We start from the raw sequence: 20,441 nt of genomic DNA on the forward strand, positions 1-20,441 counted from the left end.
CCGCAGAAGTGGGTCACTGACCGGGACCGCGACGGCCGCCGATCAGGCGCCCTCGCGGTCCCCGGCCCGCGCGCTACTTCGCGCCGGCCTCGCCGTCGGTCTTGCCGTCCTTGGGCTCGTCGTCGCCCTTGGGCTCCTCGTCCTTCTTGCCCAGGTCGAGCTTGGGAGCCTCGGCCTCGTCCTCGTCCTTCGTGAGGTCCGCCTTCGGGGCCTCGGTCAGGGAGGAGGCGTCGTCCGGGACGACCGGCGCGTCGTGCTCCGCCTCGTCGCCGGTGCCGTGGACGATGCGGTTGTACTCCGCGTCCTCCAGGACGGCGCCGATGGCGTTCTTCGCGTAGATCGCGTGGACGCCGGGAGCCACCTCAAGAGTGACGGTGTCGTCACCGATCTCCTTCACCGTGGCGTACATGCCGCCGATGGTGCGGACCCCGGTGCCGGGCGTCATGTGGTCGCGCATCTGCGCGGCCTGGGACTGCTTCTTCTTGGCGGAGCGGGTCATCAGGACCATCGCCCCGATGAGCACGATGAACGGGAGGAATGTCACGAGATTCACGGGACGGAGATCCTTCGCACGACCGCACGCGGACGGCGGCCTTTTCTACGGGGGTGGGCATACCGACCTGAAGGGTCGGCATCGGCGGAGTCTAGGCGAGTCCGCACCGATGGAACAACGCCCAGCATGGCACCGCAGTTCCTGAGGGGTCGAACCTCCGCGCCGTCAGGCCCCGAACAAGCCCTGTTGTCCGCTTGATCCACTCCCGTGCTGCTGCGGCGGTACGAGTCCCAGGTGAGCCCAGGCGGCAGGGGTCGCCACGCGTCCCCTGGGGGTGCGCGCGAGCAGCCCCTCGCGGACGAGGAAGGGCTCCGCGACCTCCTCCACGGTCTCCCGCTCCTCGCCGACGGCGACGGCGAGGGTGGACAGGCCGACGGGCCCGCCGCCGAAGAGCTTGAGCAGCGCTTCCAGGACGGCCCGGTCCAGCCGGTCGAGCCCGCGCCCGTCCACCTCGTAGACCTGGAGGGCGGTACCGGCCACCTCGCGGTCGATCACGCCGTCGGCCCGGACCTGCGCGTAGTCGCGGACGCGGCGCAGGAGGCGGTTGGCGATGCGCGGGGTGCCGCGGGAGCGGCCGGCGATCTCGGCGGCGCCGGCGGTGTCGATCTCGACGTCGAGGAGGCGGGCGGAGCGGTGGATGACGCGCTCCAGCTCCTCGGGGGCGTAGAACTCCATGTGCCCGGTGAAGCCGAAGCGGTCGCGCAGCGGGGGCGGCAGCAGTCCGGCCCGGGTCGTCGCCCCGACGAGGGTGAAGGGCGGCAGTTCGAGCGGGATCGCGGTCGCGCCGGGCCCCTTGCCGACGATCACGTCGACGCGGAAGTCCTCCATGGCCATGTAGAGCATCTCCTCGGCCGGCCGCGACATGCGGTGGATCTCGTCGAGGAAGAGGACCTCGCCCTCCTGGAGGGAGGAGAGGATGGCCGCGAGGTCGCCGGCGTGCTGGATGGCGGGGCCGGAGGTGATGCGGATGGGCGCGCCCATCTCGGCCGCGATGATCATCGACAGGGTGGTCTTGCCGAGGCCGGGGGCGCCGGAGAGCAGGACGTGGTCGGCGGTGGCGCCGCGCTGGCGGGCCGCCTTGAGGACGAGGTCCAGCTGCTGGCGGACCTTCTCCTGGCCGACGAACTCGCCGAGGTCCTTGGGGCGCAGGGCCGCCTCGACGGCGGTGTCCTCGCCGTCGGCGGCGGCCGCCACCAGCCGCTCGGTCTCGGCGTCGGTCTCGTCGTCCCAGTTCACGGTGTCAGTCTGCCTTCTCGGTATGCACGGTGGGTCTGTGGTGTGCGGCCGGATCCAGCCCTCCGGCGTTTGGGGAGCGGGGCCGCAGGTCAGCGGGCGCGGTTCAGGGACTGCAGGGCCGCGCGCAGGAGCTGCGGCACCGGGGCCGACCCGCCCGCGGCGATGGCGGCCTCGGCCTGCGGCGTCACCGCCGAGACGGCTTCCTCCGCCTCTCGCGAGGCATAGCCGAGGCCGATCAGCGCGGCGCTGAGCTGCTCGGTCCAGGGGGCGGGTTCGGACGCGGCGGCCCGCTGGGAGCCGACCACCGGGGCGGGGGCGCCCAGCTTGCCCTTCAGCTCCAGCAGGAGCTTCTGCGCGCCCTTCGGCCCGATCCCCGGCACCGCCGTCAGCGCCTTCGCGTCCCCCGAGGCGAAAGCCGCCCGCAGGGCGTCCGGGCTGTGCACCCCGAGCATCGCCTGTGCCACCCGCGGTCCGACCCCGCTCGCCGTCTGCAGCAGTTCGAATACCTGCCGCTCGTCGTCGTCGGCGAAGCCGTACAGCGTGAGCGAGTCCTCCCGTACGACCAGGGAGGTGGCCAGCCGGGCGTGCTCGCCGATCCGCAGGCCGGAGACGGTGTTCGGCGTGCACTGGACGGCCATGCCCACTCCCCCGACCTCGATCACGGCCAGGTTGGGGGCGAGCGCGGCGACCGGGCCGCTGACGAAGGCGATCATCGGGTACGGCCTTTCGAGCCAGAGGCGTGCAGGGCGACCGCCTGCTGGAGGCGGTTCTGGGCGGGGGCCCGCCAGATGTGGCAGATGGCCAGGGCGAGCGCGTCGGCGGCGTCGGCCGGCTTCGGCGGTGCGTCCAGCCGGAGCAGCCGCGTCACCATGGCGCCGACCTGGGCCTTGTCGGCCCGGCCGCTGCCGGTGACGGCGGCCTTGACCTCACTCGGCGTGTGCAGGGCGACCGGTATCCCGCGCCGTGCGGCGCAGAGCATGGCGACGGCGCTCGCCTGGGCGGTGCCCATCACGGTGCGGACGTTGTGCTGGCTGAACACCCGCTCCACCGCGACGACTTCGGGCCGGTGGGTGTCGAGCCATTCCTCGATGCCCTGCTCGACGGCGACGAGCCGACGGCCCAACTCGGCGTCCGCGGGCGTCCGTACGACGCCCACACCGAGCATGGTCAGGGGACGACCGGCGACACCCTCGACGACGCCGACGCCGCACCGCGTCAGCCCCGGGTCCACACCGAGAACTCGCACCCTGCCCCCTGCCGTTCGACCATCTGTCCGTGCAGGCTATCCGGCCCCACCGACATCGGCACAAAGCGACGGCGGGCCGCCGGGGTGTGTCCCCGTCGGCCCGCCGTTCGAAAGGTGAGCGGTCGCCCGCCGGTCAGGCGTCGACCTTCTCCATGACCTCGTCCGAGACGTCGAAGTTGGCGAAGACGTTCTGCACGTCGTCGCTGTCCTCCAGCGCGTCGATCAGCTTGAAGATCTTGCGCGCGCCCTCTTCGTCCAGCTCGACCTGCATCGAGGGGACGAAGCTGGCCTCGGCCGAGTCGTAGTCGATACCGGCGTCCTGGAGAGCGGTACGGACCGCGACCAGGTCGGTGGCCTCGCTGATGATCTCGAACGTGTCGCCGTTGTCGTTGACCTCTTCGGCACCGGCCTCGAGCACCGCACCGAGCACGTCGTCCTCGGACAGCTCGCCCTTGGGCAGGATGATGACGCCCTTGCGGTTGAACAGGTACGAGACCGAGCCCGGGTCGGCCATCGAGCCGCCGTTGCGGGTCATGGCGACCCGCACGTCGGACGCGGCGCGGTTGCGGTTGTCGGTGAGGCACTCGATGAGCACCGCGACACCGTTGGGACCGTAGCCCTCGTACATGATCGTCTCGTAGTCGGCACCGCCGGCCTCAAGGCCACCGCCGCGCTTGACCGCGGAGTCGATGTTCTTGTTCGGGACCGAGCTCTTCTTGGCCTTCTGAACGGCGTCGAAGAGCGTCGGGTTGCCGTCGATGTCAGCGCCGCCCATACGGGCCGCGACCTCGATGTTCTTGATCAGCTTCGCGAAGAGCTTGCCGCGCTTGGCATCGATCACGGCCTTCTTGTGCTTCGTCGTAGCCCATTTAGAGTGGCCGGACATCCGCCTGTCTCCTTCGCGTAACCAACAGTGTTCGTCTCCGATCCTACCGGGACCCGGTTACAGCCCCGCGCGCACCATGTCGACGAAGTACGCGTGGACTCGGTCGTCGCCGGTCAGTTCGGGGTGGAACGAGGTGGCGAGGACGTTGCCCTGGCGCACGGCGACCGTGTGGCCGTCGTACGTGGCGAGCACCTCGGCGGCGCCGCCGACGGACTCGACCCACGGCGCGCGGATGAAGACGCCCTCGACCGGGCCGTCCGCTATGCCGGCGAAATCGATCTTCGCCTCGAAGGATTCGTTCTGGCGGCCGAAGGCGTTGCGGCGGACGATCATGTCGATGCCGCCCAGGGTCTCCTGGTCCTCACGGCCGTCGAGCAGCTTGTCGGCCAGCATGATCATGCCGGCGCAGGTGCCGTAGACGGGCATGCCGGCGCGCACGCGCTCGCGCAGCGGCTCCAGCATGCCGAACAGCACGGCGAGCTTCGACATGGTCGTGGACTCGCCGCCGGGGATCACCAGGGCGTCGACCTCGGCGAGCTCCTCGGGACGCCGGACCGGCCTGGCCACGGCGTCCGCCGCGGCCAGGGCGATCAGGTGCTCCCGTACGTCGCCCTGGAGGGCCAGGACTCCGATGATGGGGGTGGTCATGGTGACTACCAGCCGCGGTTTGCGTAGCGCTCGGCCTCGGGGAGGGTGTCGCAGTTGATGCCGACCATGGCCTCGCCCAGGTTGCGGGAGGCGTCCGCGATGATCTTCGGGTCATCGTAGAAGGTGGTGGCCTTCACGATGGCGGCGGCGCGCTTGGCCGGGTCGCCGGACTTGAAGATGCCGGAGCCGACGAAGACACCCTCGGCGCCGAGCTGGCGCATCAGGGCGGCGTCGGCCGGGGTGGCGACGCCACCGGCGGAGAACAGGACGACGGGGAGCTTGCCGAGCTCGGCAACCTCCTTGACGAGCTCGTACGGGGCGCGCAGCTCCTTGGCGGCGGCGTACAGCTCGTTGTTGTCGAAGCCGCGCAGCTTGGCGATCTCGTTCTTGATCTGGCGCAGGTGGCGGACGGCCTCGACGACGTTGCCGGTGCCGGCCTCGCCCTTGGAGCGGATCATGGCCGCACCCTCGGCGATGCGGCGCAGGGCCTCGCCCAGGTTGGTGGCGCCACAGACGAAGGGGGTGGTGAACGCCCACTTGTCGGAGTGGTTGACCTCGTCGGCCGGGGTCAGGACCTCGGACTCGTCGATGTAGTCGACGCCGAGGGACTGCAGGACCTGGGCCTCGACGAAGTGCCCGATGCGGGACTTGGCCATGACGGGGATCGAGACGGCCTCGATGATCTCTTCGATCATGTTCGGGTCGGACATGCGGGCGACCCCGCCGTCCTTGCGGATGTCGGCCGGGACCCGCTCCAGGGCCATGACGGCCACGGCGCCGGCGTCCTCAGCGATCTTCGCCTGCTCGGCGTTGACCACGTCCATGATCACGCCGCCCTTGAGCTGCTCGGCCATGCCGCGCTTGACGCGCGAGGTGCCGATGGCCGACTCGGCGGACTGGGGGGAGGTGGGAAGCGTGCTCACGGATTGACCTCACTCGAAAGGAACTCGAACGGAAGACGGGGCCTACTGGACTACTCGGCCGAGGAAACCCCACCGACCAGTCCACAACAAGGGCCAATGTGGAGCCTGTGGCCTCTTCACTTGTCCCCTGCGGCCCTACCGGCTGTCTATACAGGCCGCTCCGCCAGATCCGCCGGAGGCTCGTCGTCCATTTCGAAGGCGAGCGGGAAGGGGGCGTGCCCGGCCAGCCGGAACCAGCGGACCTTGCGGTGCCTGCGCAGGGCGCGGGCGGCCCGGACGGCGTCGTTGTGGAACCTCCGCGCCATGGGCACCCGGCGAACGGCCGCGGCCAGGTCCTCGGTGGCCTCCGCCCCGCCCGGAGCGGCCTTCAGCACCTCGACCTGGTCGGCGTCGAAGACGGCCCGCAGCGCCTGGCTGAGCTCGCTCTCGGCGACCTCGCGGTGCTCCTCCTCGGCCTGCCGGGCGCCGTGCGCGGCCTCGTAGAGGACCAGGGAGGACGCGGGGTCGAGCACCCCGGAGGTGGCCACCTCCAGCACCACGGAGGCCCGCCGCACGAGCTGCGCGTCGAGCGCGGCCCGCGCGGCGTCCATCCGCGAGTGCAGCCGGTCCAGCCGGCCGGCGGTCCAGCTGAGGTAGACCCCGATGACACCGAGAGCCAGGGCAATCCAGACAAGGGTTTCGATCACGGGCCGCGACTCTACCGGCCTGTCAGGAGGACAAGTCCCGCGAGAACCCCAGGCGGGTACGGAGCGGGACGCGTTCGTCCGTGGCGACCGCCGCCGCGCCGTCCGTGACCGTCTCGTAGACCGCCAGGATGTCCGCGCCGACCGTGGACCAGTCGAAGCGCCGCACGTGCGCCGAGCCGCGCGCGCTGAGCTCCTCCCGGCGGGCCGGGTCCCGCAGCAGGGCGATCGCCCCGGCGGCGAGCGCGTCCGGGTTCTCGTTCGTGAAGAGGTCGCCGGCGCCGCCCTGGTCCAGGACCTGCGCGAAGGCGTCCAGGTCCGACGCCAGGACCGCCGCGCCCGCCGACAGGGCCTCGACGAGGATGATGCCGAAGCTCTCCCCGCCCGTGTTCGGGGCGACGTACACGTCGACGCTGCGCAGCAGCCGCGCCTTGTCCTCGTCCGAGACCATGCCGAGGAACTCCACCCGGGAGCGCAGCTCCGCGGGCAGCGTGGCCACCGCCTCCTCCTCGTCGCCGCGGCCCGCGACGAGCAGCCTTACGTCCGGGCAGGCCTCCACGATCCGCGGGAAGGCCGCCATCAGCACCGGCAGGCCCTTGCGCGGCTCGTCGATGCGGCCGATGAACCCGAGGGTCTGGCCGCTCCACGACGGATTCGGCTCGGCCTTGGCGAAGAAGTCCACGTCGACGCCGTTCGGGATCACCACCGCGTCCCCGCCCAGGTGCTCCACCAGCGTGCGCCGCGCGTACTCGCTCACCGCGATCCGCGCGCTGATCTTCTCCAGAGCCGGCTGGAGGATCGGGTACGCCGCGATCATCGCCCGCGACCGCGGGTTCGAGGTGTGGAAGGTCGCCACGATCGGCCCCTGCGCCGCCCAGCAGGACAGCAGCCCCAGCGAGGGCGAGGCCGGCTCGTGGATGTGGATCACGTCGAAGGTGCCTTCGTGCAGCCAGCGCCGGACCCGGGCCGCCGACAGGAAGCCGAAGTTCAGCCGGGCCACCGAGCCGTTGTACGGCACCGGAACCGCCCGCCCCGCGGAGACCACGTACGGCGGGAGCGGGGTCTCGTCGTCCGCCGGGGCCAGGACCGACACCTCGTGGCCGAGGCGGATCAGGTGCTCCGCCAGGTCCCGGATGTGGAACTGGACGCCTCCGGGCACGTCCCACGAGTACGGGCACACGATGCCGATCTTCACTACGGGCGCTCCTCCAGGTCGTCCAGCCACAAACGCTGCAGCATGTGCCAGTCCTCCGGGTGCTCGGCGATGCCCCACGCGAAGGTGTCCGCCACGGCCTGCGTCATGGCGGTGGTCTTCTCGGTGCGCGTCCCGGTCTTCGGCACCTCCACCTCGGGGTGGATGCGGCCGTACATCTTCGGCGTGTCGCCGTAGTGCAGGGTGGCCGGCAGCAGCACGGCACCCGTCTGCTGGGCCAGCAGCGCCGGCCCGGCCGGCATCCGCGTCGTGGAGCCGAAGAAGTCCACCTCGACCCCGGAGGCCGACAGGTCCCGGTCCGCCACCAGGCAGACCAGGCCGCCCGAGCGGAGCCGGCGGGCGAGGGTCCCGAAGGCGGCTCCGCCGCTGTGCGGCAGGACCTCCATGCCCAGGCTCTCGCGGTAGGCCACGAAGCGGTCGTAGAGCGACTCGGGCTTGAGCCGCTCGGCGACCGTGGTGAACGGGACTCCGATGTGGCCTATGGCCCAGGCCCCGGCGAGGTCCCAGTTGGCGAGGTGGGGCAGGGCGACGATGACCCCGCGCCCGGAGGCGAGGGCCTCGCGCAGGAGGTGCTCGTCCGTGAATTCGACGTCCGTGCTGAACCGCTTCGGGTCCATGGTGGGCAGCCGGAAGGACTCCATCCAGTACCGCATGTACGAGCGCATGCCGGCCTTGGACAGCTCCCGCAGCCGCTCCGGCCCCGCCTCGGGCACCACGCGCGCCAGATTGGACTCCAGCCGCAGCACGCTCTTGCCGCGCCGCTTCCACGCGAAGTCCGCTATCCGGCGGCCGAGGGCCACCGCGGCCGGCTCGGGCAGCTTCTTGACCCCGGCCCAGCCGAGCCCGTACAGCCCGTCGACCAGCTTGTCCTGCGCCGCGCCCATCAGGCCGCACCGCCCTCGGCCGAGGCGGCCGCCGCGTCGGCCTCGGCCGACTCGCGACGTACGGTGACCACCCGCTGGATCAGCGTGACGAGGGAACCCACCGCCACGACCCACAGCGCGACCGGGAGCAGCACCCCGATCCAGGACGGCACACCGAAGGTCTGCAGCCCGGACAGGCCGGCCGCGACCAGTGTGATCACCAGCCGCTCGGCCCGCTCGATGAGCCCGTTGACGGCCACCGGCAGCCCGATCGACTCGCCGCGCGCCTTGGTGTACGAGACCACCTGGCCGCTGGCCAGGCAGAAGATGGCCACCGCGCACAGCGCGTTGTCGTTGCCGGAGCCCGCGTACCAGAGTGCGAGTCCGCCGAAGATCGCCGCGTCCGCCACCCGGTCCAGGGTGGAGTCGAGGAAGGCGCCCCACCGGCTGGAGACGCCGGCCTGGCGGGCCATGTTCCCGTCCACCAGGTCGGAGAAGACGAAGAGGGTGATGGTGATCGTGCCCCAGAAGAATTCCCCCCGGGGGAAGAAGACCAGCGCTCCCGCCACCACTCCGGCCGTGCCGATCAGGGTGACCGCGTCCGGGCTCACCCCCCGCCGGAGCAGAAATGCGGCGAATGGCGTGAGAACACGCGTGAAGAATGCACGCGCGTACTTGTTCAGCATGGCCTTCCCGGAGGGTCGCTGGGCCGCACGGCCACCACGGCCACCGGCTGGCCCATCGTAGCCAGCACGCCGCCCCCCGGACGCCGCGCACCCACCGGTTCGGGTCACCTAAGACGTACGTCACGTCACGGACCTCCGCCTGTACCCCCCGGGTACGACGTATGGACGCGGTGTGACAGCAGTGCAAAGCTCGAAGAGCCCCGTTTCTTCCTCCGTACCACCGGGAGGCACGAGCATCATGGGAGCCACATCACACCAAGCCGGAGCCGCCGGCAGGGCACTGACGGCCGACCGCCCCTCTTCCGTACGGAACGTCGTGCTGGTCGGCCACAGCGGATCCGGCAAGACCACGCTGGTCGAAGCCCTCGCCCTGACCGCAGGAGCGGTCAACCGGGCCGGCCGGGTCGAGGACGGCGCCACCGTCTCCGACTACGACGAGATCGAGCACCGCCGACAACGCTCCGTCCAGCTGTCCCTCGTCCCCGTCGAATGGGGCGGAATCAAGATCAACATCCTGGACACCCCCGGATACGCCGACTTCGTCGGAGAACTCAGGGCCGGTCTGCGCGCCGCGGACGCGGCCCTTTTCGTCGTCTCGGCCTCGGACGGGATCGACGGAGCCACCCGCATGGTCTGGGACGAGTGCGAGGCCGTCGGCATGCCCCGCGCCATCGTCGTCACGCACCTGGAGGCCGCCCGCGCCGACTACGCCCAGATGACCGACGTCTGCGGACAGATCTTCGGGGCCGACGACCCCGACGCCGTCATCCCGCTCTACCTCCCCCTGCACGGCCCCGCGGGCCCCGACGGGCACTCCCCGGTCACCGGCCTCCTCGGTCTGCTCTCCCAGCGCGTCTACGACTACGCCTCCGGCGAGCGCGCGGAACGCGATCCGGATCCCGCCGAGGTCGACCTCATCTCCGGCGCCCGGTCCCGCCTCATCGAGGGGATCATCGCCGAGAGCGAGGACGAGGGCCTCATGGACCGCTACCTCGGCGGCGAGGACATCGACATCAAGACCCTGGTCGACGACCTGGAGCGGGCGGTCGCCCGCGGCACCTTCCACCCCGTCCTGATGGCCGCCCCGGCCACCGACGGTGCCAGGCAGGGCCTCGGCACCGTCGAACTGCTCGAACTGATCACCGGCGGCTTCCCCACTCCCCTGGAGCGCGGCCCCGTCACCGTCACCACCCCCGACGGCTCCGGCCGCCCCGCCGTCTCCTGCGATCCCGACGGCCCCCTGCTCGCCGAGGTCGTCAAGACCTCCTCCGACCCCTACGTCGGCCGCGTCTCGCTCATCCGCGTCTTCTCCGGCACCCTGCGCCCCGAGCAGACCGTCCACGTCAGCGGGCACGGCCTCACCGACCGGGGCCACGAGGACCACGACGTCGACGAACGGATCGGCACGCTGACCTCGCCCTTCGGCAAACAGCAGCGCATCCTGGACCGGGGCATCGCCGGTGACCTCGCCTGCGTGGCCAAACTCACCCGCGCCGAGACCGGCGACACCCTCTCCGCCAAGGACGATCCGCTCCTCATGGAGCCCTGGGCCATGCCGGACCCCCTCCTGCCCCTCGCCATCGAGGCCCACAGCAAGGCCGACGAGGACAAGCTCTCGCACGGCCTGGCCCGCCTCGTCGCCGAGGACCCCACCATGCGGTTGGAGCAGAACCCGCACACCCACCAGGTCGTCCTGTGGTGCCTCGGCGAGGCCCACCAGGACGTCGCGCTGGAGCGGCTGCGCAACCGCTACGGCGTCCAGGTCGACGCCGTGCCCCACAAGGTGAGCCTGCGCGAGACCTTCGGCGCCAAGGCGGCGGGGCGCGGCCGGCACGTCAAACAGTCGGGCGGCCACGGCCAGTTCGCGATCTGCGAGATCGAGGTCGAGCCGCTCCCGCCCGGCAGCGGCATCGAGTTCGTCGACAAGGTCGTCGGCGGCGCCGTACCCCGCCAGTTCATCCCGTCCGTGGAGAAGGGCGTACGCACCCAGGCCGCGCGCGGGGTCTCGGCCGGCTATCCCCTGGTCGACGTGCGCGTCACCCTCCTCGACGGCAAGGCGCACTCGGTGGACTCCTCCGACGCCGCCTTCCAGACCGCGGGCGCGCTGGCCCTGCGCGGGGCCGCCGCCGAGGCCCGCATCGAACTCCTCGAACCGGTGGCGGAGCTCGCCGTCGTCGTCCCGGACGAGTACGTCGGCCCGGTCATGAGCGACCTCGCCGGCCGCCGTGGCCGCGTCGTCGGCACCGAACAGGCGGGCGGCGGGCGCACCCGGATCCGCGCCGAGATCCCCGAGATCGAGATCGGCCGCTACGCCATCGAGCTGCGCTCCGTCTCGCACGGCACGGGCCGCTTCGCCCGGGCGTACGCCCGCCACGAGCCCATGCCGCCCCAGATCGCGGACAAGGTGCGCGAACAGGCCGAGAAAGGAATGTAATTGACATAGCGTCGGGAGACGCCGCCCACCCGACCAGCTTGCGGTGGGCGGCATTTCCCTGTCCCATGACCATGGGGCGAGATGCGTCGATAGGCTCGTCGGCGCAACAAAAGAGCACGAACGCGCAGCGATGGGGGCAGCGGTGGCGGACGACGGATTCGACTTCAGGCCCGGAGCACAGATCCCGCTCCAGGGCGGCGGGGGGCAGACGGCAGCGACCAACGCCCTCGCCTCGGCCGCGTACCGCGACGGCGGGAACGACACGAAGCTGGCGAAAATACTCGACGCCAACAGCGAGAACCACCCCGCCACGGTCAAGCCCCCGAAGATCTCCCTCTTCGAGCCCAACCTCGGCGAGGCCTTCTGCCGCGCCGTCGAGGCCCGCACCCTCGGCTCCGGCCGCAAGCCGCTCATCCAGTCCTTCGGCGCCGACCCGCAGACCGTCGTGGAGCACTGCCTGGCGGCCTCCCGCATACGCAAGGAGCGCGACGGCAAGCTCCGCCTGATCATGCTCGTCTGCGGTGTGGTGTTCCTCCCCGGCCTGCTGCTGTGGCTGGGCCTGTTCCAGCTCCGCAAGAGCCTGGCCTCCGGGGACAAGAAGCACGCGTCGTGGCTCGGCACCGCGATCCTGGTCGGCATCGCCCTCGTGGTCGCCGTCCTGATGTTCAAGCTGCCCTTCACCGGCTTCCTCGGCCTCTACCTCCGCGGCATGATCATCGCTCCGGCCCTGGGCTGGCTGCTCGCCCGCCGGATCTGCGAGAGCACCGCCGCCGACCTGCGCGCCCGCTGGGACGGGCTGCTGGCCGGTGACGGGATCGGTGCCAAGATCCCGGAGGCGGTACCCGGAAACCCGGACGAGAAGGCCCGCGAGGACCTGCGCCACCAGCTCGCCAAGCTGACCGCGGAGGACCGCAGCAACCACGTCTTCTACGCGGGCCCCAAGGGCCTGCTCGGCATGGGTACCCGGTGGGGCAGCTGGCAGATGGCCGAAGAGCTCGCCCCCAAGACCGAGGGCGCCGAGATCCACCCCTTCCGCAGCTGGGACGTCGTCCGCGCGATCGACACCCAGCTGCGCAAGCTGGAACGCGGCCCCCTGCACACCGGCGGCTTCCCGGCGGCCGCCATCCAGCACTGGATCGTCACCCCGATCGGCGAGGGCGCCGCCGAGGTGGCCCGCCCCACCGGCGAGAACACCGACAACTTCCTGATCAAGCCGCACGAGATCACCCGGATCTGCAACGAGCAGCAGTTCAGCGCGGGCAACCGGCACTACCTGGGCATCCAGTACCCGCTCTGGGACGGCCAGCTCGTGATCAACATGCTGGTCACCGTCACCGTGCTCTACAAGACGCTGCGCGTGGACGTCACCGCGCACGCCCTGGGGCCCGTGCACGGCCTGTTCACGACGAAATCCGCGGCCCCGGTGGTGGAGGTGCCCAAGAGCATCCGGTTCTGGGAGACCGTGGAGCGCCCGCTGCCGCTGGTGGACGCCCAGGAGGTCGTACGCCTCGCCGTACGGGCCCCGCTGAGCTGGTTCCCGCCGATCCTCGACTTCTTCGGCGGCAAGCTGGTCCTGCCCGAGCCCTTCGGCCTGCGGCACGTGTGGGCCGGCTCGATGTGGCGCCACCGCTTCATGGCGGACGACGCGCTGCGCACCGTGGCACCGGTCCTGCGCGCGGTGCACGCCGCCACCTTCAAGGTGCTGGAGGACAACGGCGTCGACACCGACCGCTTCACGAACCGTTCCTCGATCATGAGCGGCCTGATCCAGGAGCCGGCGCCGCGCAAGGCGGACGTGTACGACGCGTAGGGACGCGTGGGTAGGCTCGAGTGACCGAGGTGACCCGCGAGGGCCGAGGAGGGACGATGACCGAGCGCAAACCGCCTGGTGTGGACATCGAGTCCTGGGTGGACCGGCAGATCAGAGAGGCGGCCGACCGCGGCGACTTCGAGAACCTGCCGGGCTGGGGCAAACCCCTGGCCTCGCTCGACGCGCCGTACGACGAGATGTGGTGGATCAAGCAGAAGATGCACCGCGAGGGCTTCTCCGCCCTGCCCCCCGCGCTCGCGCTGCGCAAGGAGGCCGAGGACGCGCTGGAGGCGGTCCGCGCGGCCCCGTCCGAGCGCCAGGTGCGGGCCGTCCTCACGGAGATCAACGAGAAGATCCGCGCGGCACTGCGCATGCCGCCGCCTGGCCCGCCGCTCGGCCTCACCGAGTTCGACGTCGAGGACGTCCTGCGGACGTGGCGGGAGACCCGCCCGTCCTGATCAGTCGGTGGGCCAGGCGTCCGCGAGCATCTGGCGGGTGTCCGCGAGGAGTTGGGGCAGCACCTTGGTGTGGCCGACGACCGGCATGAAGTTCGTGTCCCCGCCCCAGCGGGGCACGATGTGCTGGTGCAGGTGCGCGGCGATGCCGGCCCCGGCGGCCGCGCCCTGGTTCATGCCGATGTTGAAACCGTGCGCCCCGGACGCCTTGCGCAGCGCGATCATCGCCCGCTTCGTGAGATCGGCGAGCTCGGCCGTCTCCGGACCGTCGAGCTCGGTGTAGTCGGCCACGTGCCGGTACGGGACGACCATCAGGTGGCCGCCGTTGTACGGGTAGAGGTTCAGCACGGCGTAGACGTGCTTGCCGCGGGCCACGACCAGCCCGTCCTGGTCGGACATGTCCGGAATCCCGCAGAAGGGACAGCCGTCGCCGGCCTCCGGGCCGCTCGGCTTGTTCTCCCCCTGGATGTAGGCCATCCGGTGGGGCGTCCACAGACGCTGGAACGCGTCCTGCGTGCCCACACCGATCTGCTGCTCCGGCTCAGTCGTCATGGCGGCAAGCATATGACCTTGCCTTCGGGTACGAGGAAGGCCCCCGGAAAGTGATCACTTCCCAGGGGCCTTCCAGCGGCGCGTCAGACCTGGACGCGGTCCGCGACGACCTTGGCCAGCTTGGCCAGCGCCTCGTCCTTCGCGATGCCGTTCTCCTGCGAACCGTCGCGGTAGCGGAAGGAGACCGTGCCCGCGGCCATGTCCTCGTCACCAACGATGATCATGAACGGAACCTTGAGCTTCTGGTGGTTGCGGATCTTCTTCTGCATGCGGTCGGAAGAGGCGTCCACCTCGACCCGCAGGCCCATCTTCTTCGCCTCGGCGGCGAACTCCTGCAGGTACTCGACGTGCCCGTCGCCGATCGGGATGCCGACCGCCTGGACCGGGGCCAGCCACGGCGGCATGGCGCCCGCGTAGTGCTCCAGCAGCACGGCGAAGAACCGCTCGATCGAGCCGAACAGCGCGCGGTGGATCATGACCGGGCGCTGGCGCGAGCCGTCCGGGGCCGTGTACTCCAGGTTGAACCGCTCCGGCAGGTTGAAGTCCAGCTGGACGGTCGACATCTGCCAGGTACGGCCGATGGCGTCCCGCGCCTGCACGGAGATCTTGGGGCCGTAGAAGGCCGCGCCGCCCGGGTCGGGGGTCAGCGGGAGGCCCTGCTTCTCGGCGACCTGCTGGAGGACCGCGGTGGCCTCCTCCCAGACCTCGTCCGAGCCGACGAACTTCTCCGGGTCCTTGGTGGACAGCTCCAGGTAGAAGTCGGTCAGACCGTAGTCGCGCAGCAGGTTCAGCACGAAGGTGAGCGTGCGGTCGAGCTCCTCCGCCATCTGCTCACGGGTGCAGTAGATGTGCGCGTCGTCCTGGGTGAAGCCGCGGGCACGGGTCAAGCCGTGCACGACGCCCGACTTCTCGTACCGGTACACGGTGCCGAACTCGAACAGGCGCAGCGGCAGTTCGCGGTAGGAGCGGCCGCGCGCGTCGAAGATCAGGTTGTGCATCGGGCAGTTCATGGGCTTGAGGTAGTAGTCGGTACCACCGTCGAGCTGCATGGGGGGGTACATGCCCTCCGCGTACCAGTCCAGGTGGCCGCTCTTCTCGAAGAGGGCGCCCTTGGTGGCGTGCGGGGAGTAGACGAACTCGTAGCCCTCCTCCTCGTGCCGGCGGCGCGAGTAGTCCTCCATGGTGCGGCGGATGATGCCGCCGCGCGGGTGGAAGACGGCGAGGCCGGAGCCGATCTCGTCCGGGATGGAGAAGAGGTCCAGCTCGTTGCCGAGCTTGCGGTGGTCGCGCTTCTCGGCCTCGGCGAGGAAGTCGAGGTGCGCCTTCAGCTCGTCCTTCGACGGCCACGCGGTGCCGTAGATGCGCTGGAGCATCGGGTTCTTCTCGCTGCCGCGCCAGTAGGCGGCGGCGTTGCGCATGAGCTTGAAGGCCGGGATGTTGCGGGTGGTGGGCAGGTGGGGACCGCGGCAGAGGTCCTTCCAGCACAGCTCGCCGGTCTTCGCGTCGAGGTTGTCGTAGATGGTCAGCTCGCCGCCGCCCACCTCGACGTTCGCGCCGTCGTCGGTGGACGCGGCACCCTTGATGCCGATGAGCTCCAGCTTGTACGGCTCGTCGGCGAGCTCCTCGCGGGCCGCCTCGTCGGTGACCACGCGGCGGGCGAACTTCTGCCCGCGCTTCTGGATCTCCTGCATCTTCTTCTCGATGGCCTTGAGGTCATCGGGGGTGAAGGGCTTCGCGACGTCGAAGTCGTAGTAGAAGCCGTTCTGGACCGGCGGGCCGATGCCCAGCTTGGCCTCGGGGAAGAGCTCCTGCACGGCCTGCGCCATGACGTGCGCGGTCGAGTGGCGCAGGATGTTCAGGCCGTCCTCGGAGGAGATCTCCACCGGCTCGACGGTCTCGCCGTCCTGCACCTCGTAGCTGAGGTCCTTCAGGTCACCCGCGACGCGCGCGGCGACGACGGTGCGCTCGCCGGCGAAGAGCTCGGCCGCCGTAGTGCCCGTGGCCACCACGCGCTCGTCCCGCTCGGAATCGCGTTGGATGATCACACGGACGTCTGACACCGGTCTCTCCTGACTCTGGGGGCACCTCCCAGCGGTAGCTGGGGGCGGGATGCGCGAGCGAACGCTGCGCGCCTGAATCGTACCGAGCCGAGTGGCTGCGCCGCTAAACGGTTACTCCCCCGCCCCGCCCCGCCCCCGGGTTCGCGGGCCCGGGCCGCGCCCAGGACCCCGTGGCAGGCGAAGCCGGCCGTGGGGTGGGGCCGCTCGGGCACACTCGAAGCGGGCCTGACGGCACCGGCTAGGCTCCGGCTCGCGCGGGCGCAGCCCCGAGACTCCGCCCCTGCCCCCGGAGGGACCGTATGCCGAGTCCGCAGATCCGACCGCTGGACCTGACCGACGACGCCACCGCCGACGCCGTGCACCGGATCGGCCGGGCCGCGTACGCCGTCGAGGCGGAGATCATCGGCTTCGACGGGATCCCCGCCCTGCGCGAGAGTCTCCCCGAGATGCGCGCGCAGGCACTGCGCTGGGTCGGGGCCGTCTCCGGGGGCAGGGAGCTGGCCGGCTTCCTCGCCTGGGAGGAAGGGCCCGACGGCGGCGTCTGCATCGACCGGCTCTGCGTGGCCCCGGCCTTCTTCCGCCGCGGCGTCGCCTCCCTGCTGCTGCGCCACGCCCTGGCCGAGCTGTTCCCCGGCCGCCCGGTCCACGTCACCACGGGCGCCGCCAACGCCCCCGCCGTCCGCCTCTACGAGGGCCTCGGCTTCAGCCGGGGCGCGGACTTCTCCCCCGCCCCGGGCCTGACCATGGCCTCCTTCAGTCGTCCGACGGCAGCACGTCCTGAGGGTCGAAGGGGTCGTCGAGCGACTTCATCAGGCGGTCCCGCTCGACCTCGTCCAGCGGGACCGGCGTCACGTCCGTGACGTCGGTGAGCCGCCGGAAGCCGCCGCGCCGCTGCAGCCGCCCGCTGACCCGGACCGGCAGGCCGACCAGGTGCGCGTGGCCCGCCACCCGGTACGCCTCCTCGTCGAGGACGACCCGGACGTACGGGATCTCCGCCCCGGCGAGGACCCGTACCCGGACCGTGCCCCCGCCCCCCGCCGCGGAACGCCGCATCCGCACCACCGCCCCCGCGATCCGCACCGGCACCGCCGGCTCGTCCCGTGTGTAGCGCGCCGCCGCCTCGCGGAGCACCGGCAGGTCGCCGGGCGAGAACTCCACCGGCTCCGGCCGGGCCGCGCACCCCGCCGGGACCCCCGCCGCCGGCGCCCAGGCCAGGGCGATCCGCGCCCCCTCCGAACCCCGGACCAGCGCGATCAGCGCGTCGGCCAGCTCCCGGCTGACACCGGCCTGCACCGCGGCGTCGAAGGCCTCCATGCCGCCCGTGGCCCGCCGGTAGTCCACCGCCTCGCGGGCGGCGTGCAGCGCGTGGTGCAGCTGCGTCACGGTGCCCCGGCCCCCGTCCACGGGGACGTACGCGGTCAGCCGCCGCCCGCCGGGGGCGGGCCCCACCAGGATCCCGTCCAGTGCCCGTTCGGCCTGCGCCCGGTGCCGGGCCCCGTAGTACCCGGCCCTCGCGCGCGCGGCGAGCGCCCCGGCCAGCAGGAGCTGCCGGGCGGCCGAGCGCAGCCGTTCCTGGACCGTCCAGTCGGCCTCGCCCTGTATCCCGTACGCCCCCTCGGGGAACTCCCGCTCCCAGCGGATCTCGTCGCTCGGCACGCTGAGCCCGTACAGCACCTCCCGCGCCGACGGCACGGCGCTGCGCGCGAGCGCGGTCAGCGCCTCCTCCAGCAGGTCGGAGCAGTCGGGGAAGGCGCGGCTCTCGGGGACGAGCAGGCTCGTCCCGCCGCTGACCGATGAGTGTCCGGCGGGCGGGGTCCAGCGCCCGTACCGGCCGACGGCCCCGCCGCGCCGCAGCCAGCCGTGCCGGTGCAGCAGCGCGCCGAGCACCGCCGGATCGACGTGAGCGGGGTCGGGCGCTCCCGGGGCGAACTCCGGGGACGACAGCGGTTCGAGGTGCGACGAGTGCCAGTTCATCAGGGTGTCCCTCCCGACCCGACCCGGGTCATGATCTCGCACAGCGCCCGGTCGTCGAAGATCCGCGTGGTCGGGATCCGTACGGTCGTCCGGCGCCGGCCGGTCACGGGGTGTCCGGCGAGGTTGGTCCAGTAGCAGCAGTGCCGCAGGTCGAGCCGGTCGTGCCCGGCGGCGAGCCACTGGTCGCGCTCCCGCGGGACGAGCATCACGACGAGGATCTTGTGGACGGCGACCGGGGTGCGGGCCAGCTTCACCAGGTGCTCGTTGTCGAGGGTGAAGGCGAAGGTGGGCCCGGCCGGCCGCGGCGGTATCTGGTAGGTCGCCTTCAACTGCACCTTGATGGTGACCTCGTCGTCGACGACGTGCTCGGGGGCTCCGTGGCTGACGTGCCAGTCGATGCCGTTGTCCGGAAAGGGCTGGGAGAGCGAGCAGCCGGCCGCGGCGGCGACGGCGTGCAGGTATCCCACCTGAAGGGTCTCCATGCAGGCGGTGGTGGCGAGTGTGCCGCGCAGCGGTCCGGTCCGCGCGTCGCCCGGCGTACCGGTGCGCGGATCGATCTGCCCCGCCAGCACCCCGCCCGGTTCGGGCTGCGCGAGCGCCATGGCCGGCTCCCCATGCCTTCCGGGCTCTGCCGTGGGTGGTGGGTGGGGTGACGACCGGTCATGTGTACGGCCCCCCAAGAGGGTTGTCTCCGCACCCGGGTCCCGGCAAACGGCGTACGCGGCAAACAGCACGGGTATCACCGATGCGGGCGAAGGTGGCGGGTTCTTGAGGCAGCGGTGCCCAAGTGCGCCCCATCTGCCGACCGGGAACGAGGAGTTCGCCATGACACGCTGGTACGAGGGCCCGCTGGCCGCATTCGACACGGAGACCACCGGAGTGGACGTCGAGCAGGACCGGATCGTGTCCGCCGCGCTCATCGTGCAGGAGTGTGCGGGCGGGCGCGCCCGCACCACGCGCTGGCTGGTCAATCCCGGCATTCCGGTGCCCCCGGGTGCCACGGAAGTGCACGGCCTCACCGACGAACACCTCCAGCGCCACGGGCGCTGGCCGGCGCCGGTGGTGGAGGAGATAGCCCGGGCGCTCGGCGAACAGCAGCTGGCCGGCCGGCCGGTGGTGGTGATGAACGCGCCGTTCGATCTGACGCTGCTGGACCGGGAGTTGCGCCGGCACCGGGCGTCGTCGCTGGCGCGGTATCTGGACAACCGGCCGCTGACGGTGCTGGATCCGCGGGTCCTGGACAAGCATCTGGACCGGTACCGCAAGGGCCGCCGGACCCTGACGGACCTGTGCGCGCACTACGGGATCGAGCTGGAGGGCGCGCACGACGCGGCGGCGGACGCGCAGGCGTCGCTGGAGCTCGTACGGGCGGTGGGGCGCAGGTTCGCGGCCCGGCTGGAGCGGCTGACCCCGGCCGAACTGCACACGCTGCAGCAGGTGTGGCACGCGGCACAGGCGCGGGGGCTGCAGGCGTGGTTCGCGCGCCAGGGGACGCCCGAGTCGGTGGATCCGCACTGGCCGCTGCGGCCGGACCTGTCGACGGCGGCGTGAATCAGGGCCCTTGCATGCGGAAGGCCGGTCCGTCTAAGACGGACCGGCCTGTCCCGGTGGGCGATACTGGGATCGAACCAGTGACCCCTTCGGTGTGAACGAAGTGCTCTCCCGCTGAGCTAATCGCCCGGGAACGGACTGAACAATACAGAAGCCTTGGGGCTGGTTCAAACCGCTTCCGGCGGAGCGGCCAGCCGGGCCGCGAGACCGCGCCGGCCGGCCCGCATCATGAGGGCGTGGTTGAGCCGGAACACCGGCCGCCCGGGCAACGCGAGGCGCCGCATCAGCGGCAGCCGCACCTCGACCTCCTGCTCGTACAGCGCGCGGGTCCGCGCGCCGCCGGCCCCGCGGCGCGGCCGTACGGTCCACCGCGCCCAGCCGTCGAGGTCACCGGCCAGCGACACCTCCAGGACCCCGCGGGCGGGGTCGCGCAGGAGCTCGGAGGCGGTGACGCGCAGCGCGTACGGCAGGACCGAGCGGACGGTCGCGGTGCCGGTGCGGTCGTCGACCGGTTCGACCCGGCGGATCTGGGGCCACCAGTGCGGGTACTCCCCCGGCTCCTCCAGCACGGCGTAGACGCGTGCGGGCGGGGCGTCGAGGTCCCACACGCTGCGGAAGCGGTAGCGGCTCCATCGGTCCCAGCGGCTGCGGTCCATGGATCCAGTCTG

At 71.6% G+C, this 20,441-nt stretch carries 21 protein-coding genes and 1 tRNA gene; 5 read left to right on the forward strand and 17 right to left on the reverse strand.

Annotated elements, in window-relative coordinates:
- Positions 1–73: 73 nt before the first annotated feature.
- The 11 genes from yajC to pgsA form a co-directional block, all read right to left on the reverse strand.
- The gene (yajC, locus tag OG429_RS08800) at positions 74–553 is read right to left on the reverse strand and encodes a preprotein translocase subunit YajC (protein ID WP_328924743.1); all 480 of its coding nucleotides are present in this window, start codon (positions 551–553) and stop codon (positions 74–76) included.
- Between the two features lie 165 nt (positions 554–718).
- On the reverse strand, positions 719–1,789 hold the full coding sequence (gene ruvB / locus OG429_RS08805; RefSeq protein ID WP_328924744.1) for a Holliday junction branch migration DNA helicase RuvB: 1,071 nt from the start codon (positions 1,787–1,789) through the stop codon (positions 719–721).
- A gap of 89 nt (positions 1,790–1,878) precedes the next feature.
- Positions 1,879–2,502, reverse strand: coding sequence for a Holliday junction branch migration protein RuvA (ruvA, locus tag OG429_RS08810; protein WP_328924745.1), 624 nt, complete (start codon positions 2,500–2,502; stop codon positions 1,879–1,881).
- Positions 2,499–3,035: a crossover junction endodeoxyribonuclease RuvC gene (gene ruvC / locus OG429_RS08815; RefSeq protein WP_328924746.1), complete on the reverse strand. Its 537-nt coding sequence runs from the start codon at positions 3,033–3,035 to the stop codon at positions 2,499–2,501. The genes ruvA and ruvC overlap by 4 nt, the downstream gene beginning before the upstream one ends.
- A gap of 133 nt (positions 3,036–3,168) precedes the next feature.
- Positions 3,169–3,921: a YebC/PmpR family DNA-binding transcriptional regulator gene (locus OG429_RS08820; protein ID WP_328924747.1), complete on the reverse strand. Its 753-nt coding sequence runs from the start codon at positions 3,919–3,921 to the stop codon at positions 3,169–3,171.
- 57 nt (positions 3,922–3,978) lie between these two features.
- On the reverse strand, positions 3,979–4,569 hold the full coding sequence (gene pdxT / locus OG429_RS08825; protein ID WP_328924748.1) for a pyridoxal 5'-phosphate synthase glutaminase subunit PdxT: 591 nt from the start codon (positions 4,567–4,569) through the stop codon (positions 3,979–3,981).
- 5 nt (positions 4,570–4,574) lie between these two features.
- Entirely contained in the window at positions 4,575–5,492 is a 918-nt protein-coding gene (gene pdxS / locus OG429_RS08830) for a pyridoxal 5'-phosphate synthase lyase subunit PdxS (RefSeq protein ID WP_215018835.1), read from the reverse strand.
- Positions 5,493–5,638: 146 nt separating this feature from the next.
- The gene (locus OG429_RS08835; RefSeq protein WP_328924749.1) at positions 5,639–6,178 is read right to left on the reverse strand and encodes a hypothetical protein; all 540 of its coding nucleotides are present in this window, start codon (positions 6,176–6,178) and stop codon (positions 5,639–5,641) included.
- A 22-nt stretch (positions 6,179–6,200) separates the two neighbouring features.
- The gene (locus OG429_RS08840; RefSeq protein WP_328924750.1) at positions 6,201–7,370 is read right to left on the reverse strand and encodes a glycosyltransferase family 4 protein; all 1,170 of its coding nucleotides are present in this window, start codon (positions 7,368–7,370) and stop codon (positions 6,201–6,203) included.
- Positions 7,370–8,272, reverse strand: coding sequence for a phosphatidylinositol mannoside acyltransferase (locus OG429_RS08845; protein ID WP_328924751.1), 903 nt, complete (start codon positions 8,270–8,272; stop codon positions 7,370–7,372). The genes OG429_RS08840 and OG429_RS08845 overlap by 1 nt, the downstream gene beginning before the upstream one ends.
- Positions 8,272–8,937 carry a phosphatidylinositol phosphate synthase gene (gene pgsA / locus OG429_RS08850; protein WP_328924752.1) on the reverse strand — a complete coding sequence of 222 codons (666 nt, stop codon included), beginning with the start codon at positions 8,935–8,937 and terminating at the stop codon, positions 8,272–8,274. The genes OG429_RS08845 and pgsA overlap by 1 nt, the downstream gene beginning before the upstream one ends.
- A 238-nt stretch (positions 8,938–9,175) precedes the next feature.
- Between pgsA and OG429_RS08855 the strand changes: the two genes are divergently transcribed.
- The 3 genes from OG429_RS08855 to OG429_RS08865 all read left to right on the forward strand — a co-directional run bounded on the left by OG429_RS08855 (position 9,176) and on the right by OG429_RS08865 (position 13,639).
- Complete coding sequence (locus tag OG429_RS08855) at positions 9,176–11,371, forward strand: elongation factor G-like protein EF-G2 (RefSeq protein ID WP_328924753.1); 2,196 nt, start codon at positions 9,176–9,178, stop codon at positions 11,369–11,371.
- 142 nt (positions 11,372–11,513) lie between these two features.
- Positions 11,514–13,181 (forward strand): hypothetical protein, encoded by a 1,668-nt coding sequence (locus OG429_RS08860; protein WP_328924754.1) that lies wholly within the window; start codon positions 11,514–11,516, stop codon positions 13,179–13,181.
- 56 nt (positions 13,182–13,237) lie between these two features.
- Positions 13,238–13,639: a J-domain-containing protein gene (locus tag OG429_RS08865; protein WP_328924755.1), complete on the forward strand. Its 402-nt coding sequence runs from the start codon at positions 13,238–13,240 to the stop codon at positions 13,637–13,639.
- On the opposite strand, the gene OG429_RS08870 is transcribed toward OG429_RS08865, so the two are convergent.
- Together OG429_RS08870 and thrS are read right to left on the reverse strand one after the other, a co-directional pair.
- Entirely contained in the window at positions 13,640–14,200 is a 561-nt protein-coding gene (locus OG429_RS08870; RefSeq protein WP_328924756.1) for an HIT family protein, read from the reverse strand.
- Positions 14,201–14,271: 71 nt separating this feature from the next.
- Positions 14,272–16,248 carry a threonine--tRNA ligase gene (gene thrS, locus OG429_RS08875; RefSeq protein ID WP_328924757.1) on the reverse strand — a complete coding sequence of 659 codons (1,977 nt, stop codon included), beginning with the start codon at positions 16,246–16,248 and terminating at the stop codon, positions 14,272–14,274.
- A 299-nt stretch (positions 16,249–16,547) separates the two neighbouring features.
- On the opposite strand from thrS, the gene OG429_RS08880 reads away from it, so the two are divergent.
- Positions 16,548–17,108 carry a GNAT family N-acetyltransferase gene (locus OG429_RS08880; RefSeq protein ID WP_328924758.1) on the forward strand — a complete coding sequence of 187 codons (561 nt, stop codon included), beginning with the start codon at positions 16,548–16,550 and terminating at the stop codon, positions 17,106–17,108.
- On the opposite strand, the gene OG429_RS08885 is transcribed toward OG429_RS08880, so the two are convergent.
- Together OG429_RS08885 and OG429_RS08890 are read right to left on the reverse strand one after the other, a co-directional pair.
- Entirely contained in the window at positions 17,002–18,222 is a 1,221-nt protein-coding gene (locus tag OG429_RS08885) for a hypothetical protein (protein WP_328924759.1), read from the reverse strand. The two genes, OG429_RS08880 and OG429_RS08885, sit on opposite strands and share 107 nt — an antisense overlap.
- On the reverse strand, positions 18,222–18,824 hold the full coding sequence (locus tag OG429_RS08890) for a DUF4365 domain-containing protein (RefSeq protein WP_328924760.1): 603 nt from the start codon (positions 18,822–18,824) through the stop codon (positions 18,222–18,224). Before OG429_RS08890 ends, OG429_RS08885 begins: the two co-directional genes overlap by 1 nt.
- A 223-nt stretch (positions 18,825–19,047) precedes the next feature.
- On the opposite strand from OG429_RS08890, the gene OG429_RS08895 reads away from it, so the two are divergent.
- Positions 19,048–19,773, forward strand: a complete 726-nt coding sequence (locus tag OG429_RS08895; RefSeq protein WP_328924761.1) for a 3'-5' exonuclease — start codon at positions 19,048–19,050, stop codon at positions 19,771–19,773.
- 57 nt (positions 19,774–19,830) lie between these two features.
- On the opposite strand, the gene OG429_RS08900 is transcribed toward OG429_RS08895, so the two are convergent.
- Both OG429_RS08900 and OG429_RS08905 read right to left on the reverse strand, forming a co-directional pair.
- Positions 19,831–19,902 (reverse strand) — tRNA-Val (locus OG429_RS08900).
- 38 nt (positions 19,903–19,940) lie between these two features.
- Positions 19,941–20,429: an SRPBCC family protein gene (locus tag OG429_RS08905; RefSeq protein WP_328924762.1), complete on the reverse strand. Its 489-nt coding sequence runs from the start codon at positions 20,427–20,429 to the stop codon at positions 19,941–19,943.
- Between the last annotated feature and the right edge of the window lie 12 nt (positions 20,430–20,441).

Origin of the sequence: Streptomyces sp. NBC_00190, from assembly GCF_036203305.1 — a bacterium.
GTDB lineage: Bacteria > Actinomycetota > Actinomycetes > Streptomycetales > Streptomycetaceae > Streptomyces.

Bases quoted from the DNA above. Each gene is read 5' to 3' on its own strand.
- OG429_RS08880 (WP_328924758.1), top strand. From the start codon at position 16,548: ATGCCGAGTCCGCAGATCCGACCGCTGGACCTGACCGACGACGCCACC.
- OG429_RS08865 (WP_328924755.1), top strand. From the start codon at position 13,238: ATGACCGAGCGCAAACCGCCTGGTGTGGACATCGAGTCCTGGGTGGAC.
- OG429_RS08895 (WP_328924761.1), top strand. From the start codon at position 19,048: ATGACACGCTGGTACGAGGGCCCGCTGGCCGCATTCGACACGGAGACC.
- OG429_RS08890 (WP_328924760.1), bottom strand. From the start codon at position 18,824: ATGGCGCTCGCGCAGCCCGAACCGGGCGGGGTGCTGGCGGGGCAGATC.
- OG429_RS08845 (WP_328924751.1), bottom strand. From the start codon at position 8,272: ATGGGCGCGGCGCAGGACAAGCTGGTCGACGGGCTGTACGGGCTCGGC.
- OG429_RS08855 (WP_328924753.1), top strand. From the start codon at position 9,176: ATGGGAGCCACATCACACCAAGCCGGAGCCGCCGGCAGGGCACTGACG.
- ruvA (WP_328924745.1), bottom strand. From the start codon at position 2,502: ATGATCGCCTTCGTCAGCGGCCCGGTCGCCGCGCTCGCCCCCAACCTG.
- OG429_RS08820 (WP_328924747.1), bottom strand. From the start codon at position 3,921: ATGTCCGGCCACTCTAAATGGGCTACGACGAAGCACAAGAAGGCCGTG.
- OG429_RS08885 (WP_328924759.1), bottom strand. From the start codon at position 18,222: ATGAACTGGCACTCGTCGCACCTCGAACCGCTGTCGTCCCCGGAGTTC.
- pgsA (WP_328924752.1), bottom strand. From the start codon at position 8,937: ATGCTGAACAAGTACGCGCGTGCATTCTTCACGCGTGTTCTCACGCCA.
- OG429_RS08905 (WP_328924762.1), bottom strand. From the start codon at position 20,429: ATGGACCGCAGCCGCTGGGACCGATGGAGCCGCTACCGCTTCCGCAGC.
- OG429_RS08870 (WP_328924756.1), bottom strand. From the start codon at position 14,200: ATGCTTGCCGCCATGACGACTGAGCCGGAGCAGCAGATCGGTGTGGGC.
- pdxT (WP_328924748.1), bottom strand. From the start codon at position 4,569: ATGACCACCCCCATCATCGGAGTCCTGGCCCTCCAGGGCGACGTACGG.